The following is a 4442-nucleotide window of genomic DNA, read 5'->3' as shown; positions in this document are numbered from 1 at the left end:
TCAACCCCAAGGATTCTGGTCTAAGCAACTTGCTCGTGTCACGGAAACAAGAAACAGACAGATGAGGGATGCTGTAAACAAAGCTGCAAGATTAGTAATCAATCATTGTCTGGAGAACCAGAGCCAGACTGTGGTATTTGGTTGGAATAAAGGACAGAAAGATTCCATAAACTTAGGAGATAATACTAACCAGAAGTTTGTCCAGATACCTACAGCTAGACTCAAAGACAGGATAAAGCAACTATGTGAGCAGTATGGGATTAAGTGTGTCGAAACCGAAGAATCCTACACCAGTAAAGCAAGTTTTCTTGACCCTCATGAGCTACCTAAATTCGGTGAAAAACCTGAAGCGTGGCAATAATCTGGCAAGCGGGTTAAGAGAGGATTGTACCGGACTGCAAACAATTTGTATGTCAATGCTGATTGTAATGGGGCAGCAAATATCTTAAGAAAGGTAGCGGCGACACTGGGATTTAATCTTAGTGGAGTCAGTAGGGGTGCTTTGACTACGCCCTTAAGGTTCAGATTCTGGACTCTTAAAGAATCCCACGCTCTTAAGAGCGTGGGAGTGTCAAATCATCCAATCTCAAATCCACAACTGAGTATATGAGTGAAATTAAAATTCCTGTCTTAGACCTAAAACCCCAGTACGAGCAAATCAAGGACGAAGTTCAAGCGGCGATTAACCGTGTTTTAGAATCGGGTCAGTTTATCATGGGGCCTGATGTTAAGCTGTTTGAGCAGGAAGTCGCAAAATATGTAGGAGTTAAACACGCGATCGCCCTAAATTCTGGCACGGATGCTGTGGTGATGGGGTGACAAGGGCTAGGAATTGGGGCAGGGAATGAGGCGATCGCCCCCAAAACTGACTCCAGATCCGATCGCCTCAATTGCCTGGTTCCCCCTCCTCCTCCCTCATCAGACTGTGGTATCCTAACTGTTGCCCCCAGGAGAAGGTCTGGTGTAGAAAGCGATCGCCTTCTGGGATGACGCCAAATACAGGAATCAATCCCCCACCCTGGGAACCTAACTGCCCCTTGTCTGTCCATACTCCCTAATTCCATACCCAACCTTGACTCATGGTGAATTCGCCTCAAATTTTATCTGCCCTTAAACAAAAGATTCGCGATCGCACTGCCGTGATTGGCGTAGTCGGTTTAGGATATGTGGGGCTTCCTTTTGCCGTTGAAAAAGCCAAAGTTGGTTTTAAGGTTTTAGGAATTGAGCAAAATCCTGAGAAAGCCGCCCGAGTGAATCGGGCAGATAACTACATCAGTGATGTCAAGGATGATGACTTAAAGCAAGTGGTGAGTAAGGGTTACCTAGAAGCCACCAGCAACTTTGAGCGCGTGGGAGAAATGGATGCGATCGTCATTTGTGTTCCCACCCCGCTGACTAAGAATTTAACCCCTAATCTCAGCTATATCGAGAGTGTTACACAGGAGTTGGCTCGTAAATTGCGACCTGGACAGTTGGTCTCCTTGGAATCTACCACCTATCCTGGAACCACCGATGATGTGATGCGCCCCGTTTTAGAGCAAATCAGTGGGCTGCAACAAGGGTCAGACTTTTTTCTGGCTCATTCTCCCGAACGAGTAGACCCAGGGAATCAGCGCTACACTACGAAAAATACCAATAAAGTCGTTGGGGCTTCTGACCCGCATTCTCTGGAAGTCGCTACCTTATTTTATCAACAAACCATTGATCATGTGGTTCAGGTTAGCAGTGCGAAAGCGGCTGAGTTGGTCAAGGTTTTTGAGAATACTTTTCGGGCAGTGAATATTGCTTTAGCGAACGAATTAGCCTTGTTATGCGATCGCCTGGACTTAAATGTCTGGGAAGTCCTAGATGCGGCCAATACTAAACCGTTTGGGATTATGCCGTTTTATCCGGGTCCAGGGGTAGGGGGCCACTGCATTCCGTTGGACCCTCATTATCTGGAATGGAAGGCTAAAGAGTATAACTTTGAGACTCATTTTATTGCTCTAGCTGGAGAAGTTAACCGGAAGATGCCAGAGTTTGTGAGGGAGAAAGTTTGGCGAGCTTTAAACCGGATCGGTAAAGCCCCTTCAAAATCGCAAGTATTGGTGATGGGGGCTGCCTATAAGAAAGATATTGCCGATTGGCGCGAGTCTCCCGCCATATCCATCATGGAATTGCTGTTACAAGATGGGGTGAATCTGACCTATCACGATCCGTTTGTTCCAGAGATTCAAGTTAAAGGGCATAATTTAGTTTCCGTGGAACTGACTGAAGAGGCGATCGCAGCAGTTGATTTAGTCGTGATTGCCACAGACCACAGTAAAATTGACTATCTCTCCCTCATTGACAAGGCTCAGGCTGTTCTGGATACGCGAGGAGCAACTCGTCATTTAAGTTGTAATCAAGAAAAGGTGACCCTGCTGTAAATCAAGTCATTGTTGTGGGTGCAGGCAATTGGGGGCGAAATTTAATTCGCAATTTTTATGAATTAGAAGCATTAGCGGGAGTTGCTGAAGTTAATCCAGAACTACGGTCTAAAGTGGCTGCTCATTATCCAGAAATTCCGCTTTATGACAAATTTGAGCAGGTTCTGAACACAGATGTTTCGGCAGTGGTGATTGCCACCCCAGCCCCTAGTCATTTCCAAATGGCAGATGCGGCTTTAAAAGCAGGGAAGCACGTCTTTGTCGAAAAACCCATGACTTTGCGAACAAATGAAGCGCGTCAGTTGGCAGAATATGCCGATGAGCAATCACTGATTTTGATGGTGGGTCACCTATTGCTTTACCAACCTGCGATTAGTTGGATGCGAGACTATCTGGCGACGGGGAAAGCGGGTCAAGTTCTCCATGTAGCAGCGCGACGCGCCAACTTAGGCCGAGTGCGGCGGGAAGAAAATGTCTGGTGGTCTTTTGCTCCTCATGATGTGTCTGTGGTTTTAGATTTATTAGGAAATCCCCAACTGATAGGAGTTGATGCCAGTGGACACGCTATGTTGCAGCCAGGGATTGAAGATGATGTTCATGTCCATCTTCAATTTGCCAGGGGACAGACGGCACATATTCACTGTTCATGGTATTGGCCCCTCCTGGAACGGAATACGGTGGTGATTGCGGAAAAGCAAATGTTGGTTTATGACGAAGTGGCGCAACAAGTCACGATTTACTACAAAGGTGTGGATGGGGAGTTGAACAATCGCGACGAGGGGAGTGAAACCGTTTCCGTGGCGGCAACGGAACCGTTACGGATTGAGTGTCAGCATTTTCAAGGGTTGCATTGCCACGGGTCAACGTCCGCGATCGGATGGATGGAATGGGGTAGCGGTGGTGGAGATTTTGGAAAAAGCAACGGAGGCTTTCCCAGGCTAACTTTTTTGTTCACGAGTCCGCTTATGTGGATGAAGGAGCAGAGATTGGGGAGGGCACGAAAATTTGGCACTTTTCCCATGTCATGAGTCAGGCGAAGATTGGGTCTAATTGTATTTTGGGTCAGAATGTTTTGGTCGCCAATGGGGTCCAGGTCGGAAATTACTGCAAGATTCAGAATAATGTCTCCCTCTATGAAGGGGTGATTCTGGAAGATTATGTGTTTTGTGGCCCCAGCATGGTGTTTACCAATGTCAAGACCCCCCGTTGCGAATTTCCCCGCAATACCAGTCAGGATTATGCGACAACTTTGGTGAAGCGAGGGGCGAGTATTGGTGCTAATGCAACAATTGTTTGTGGGGTTACTTTGCATGAAGGGGCGTTTGTGGCGGCGGGTGCAGTGGTGACGAAAGATGTGCCTGCTTATGCAATGGTGGCAGGAGTTCCCGCTAAAATTATGGGTTGGATGAGTGGTTATGGGGATGTGTTAGAGTTTGATGCAGAGGGTTTGGCGGTTGATTCGCAAGGGGTGAGATATCGGGCCGTTTCAAGGTACTCTGTACAAAAATTAGGGTAAATTTTAAAAATGAAAGCAATTACCAGTAAGCAAGCCAAGCAAGAACTAGATGAAATCATCGATCGAGTTATCCTTGATGTCGAACCGACCATTTTATCTAACGAACAAGGTAGACAAGCGGTTCTAATGTCATTAGATGAATTTAACTCTTGGCAAGAAACACTCTATTTATTATCCAATCCAGCTAATGCTGAACATCTATTAGAATCAATCAAACAAGCCAAGGAAGGTAAAAAATTTGTTAGAGAATTGGTTGATGAGTAAACTACCCAACGCTGACTGAGTACAGTACAGCGTGGGCTTTTAAAGCCTAATGTTTACCAGACTAAGTGTTCAGTCACTACGTTAGAGGCAAGTGTTCAAGTTCTTACCTACGGATGCGTAGCTAGTCTGGAGCTACTAAAACTTAAAGATTAAACAGGCTTATTGGGTTAAACCAGTGTCTTTAAGATAGTACCGACCTCTAACATTGTCAAAGCTAACATTACCCAGAAATGGAGAGATAGAAATGTCAAATT

At 45.9% G+C, this 4442-nt stretch carries 6 protein-coding genes; all 6 read left to right on the top strand.

The genetic code is table 11. The annotated features are described in order from the left end of the window. A partial coding sequence (locus tag J0895_RS26655) for an IS200/IS605 family accessory protein TnpB-related protein (protein ID WP_340643432.1) occupies positions 1-361 on the top strand: 361 nt, incomplete at its 5' end. 245 nt (positions 362-606) lie between these two features. Beyond that, a complete protein-coding gene (locus J0895_RS01995) occupies positions 607-819 on the top strand; it encodes a DegT/DnrJ/EryC1/StrS family aminotransferase (protein WP_242540985.1) in 213 nt (70 codons plus the stop codon). Between the two features lie 260 nt (positions 820-1079). Continuing rightward, positions 1080-2408 carry a nucleotide sugar dehydrogenase gene (locus tag J0895_RS01990; protein WP_207086471.1) on the top strand — a complete coding sequence of 443 codons (1329 nt, stop codon included), beginning with the start codon at positions 1080-1082 and terminating at the stop codon, positions 2406-2408. A gap of 14 nt (positions 2409-2422) precedes the next feature. Continuing rightward, on the top strand, positions 2423-3436 hold the full coding sequence (locus tag J0895_RS01985; protein ID WP_340643431.1) for a Gfo/Idh/MocA family protein: 1014 nt from the start codon (positions 2423-2425) through the stop codon (positions 3434-3436). Continuing rightward, the gene (locus J0895_RS01980; RefSeq protein ID WP_242540984.1) at positions 3433-3924 is read left to right on the top strand and encodes an acyltransferase; all 492 of its coding nucleotides are present in this window, start codon (positions 3433-3435) and stop codon (positions 3922-3924) included. Before J0895_RS01985 ends, J0895_RS01980 begins: the two co-directional genes overlap by 4 nt. A gap of 9 nt (positions 3925-3933) precedes the next feature. Next, complete coding sequence (locus J0895_RS01975) at positions 3934-4188, top strand: type II toxin-antitoxin system Phd/YefM family antitoxin (protein WP_207086469.1); 255 nt, start codon at positions 3934-3936, stop codon at positions 4186-4188. Positions 4189-4442: the final 254 nt, after the last annotated feature.

The organism is Phormidium pseudopriestleyi FRX01 (genome assembly GCF_017313335.1).
Taxonomy (GTDB): Bacteria; Cyanobacteriota; Cyanobacteriia; order Cyanobacteriales; family Laspinemataceae; genus Laspinema; species Laspinema pseudopriestleyi.
The sequence above is the reverse complement of the archived record's forward strand: the minus strand, read 5'-3'. Positions and strand labels throughout refer to the sequence as shown.

What these genes read in the sequence shown, in the direction of transcription:
- J0895_RS01980 (WP_242540984.1), top strand. Translation starts at nt 3,433, where the DNA reads ATGAGTCAGGCGAAGATTGGGTCTAATTGTATTTTGGGTCAGAATGTT.
- J0895_RS01975 (WP_207086469.1), top strand. Translation starts at nt 3,934, where the DNA reads ATGAAAGCAATTACCAGTAAGCAAGCCAAGCAAGAACTAGATGAAATC.
- J0895_RS01990 (WP_207086471.1), top strand. Translation starts at nt 1,080, where the DNA reads ATGGTGAATTCGCCTCAAATTTTATCTGCCCTTAAACAAAAGATTCGC.
- J0895_RS01995 (WP_242540985.1), top strand. Translation starts at nt 607, where the DNA reads ATGAGTGAAATTAAAATTCCTGTCTTAGACCTAAAACCCCAGTACGAG.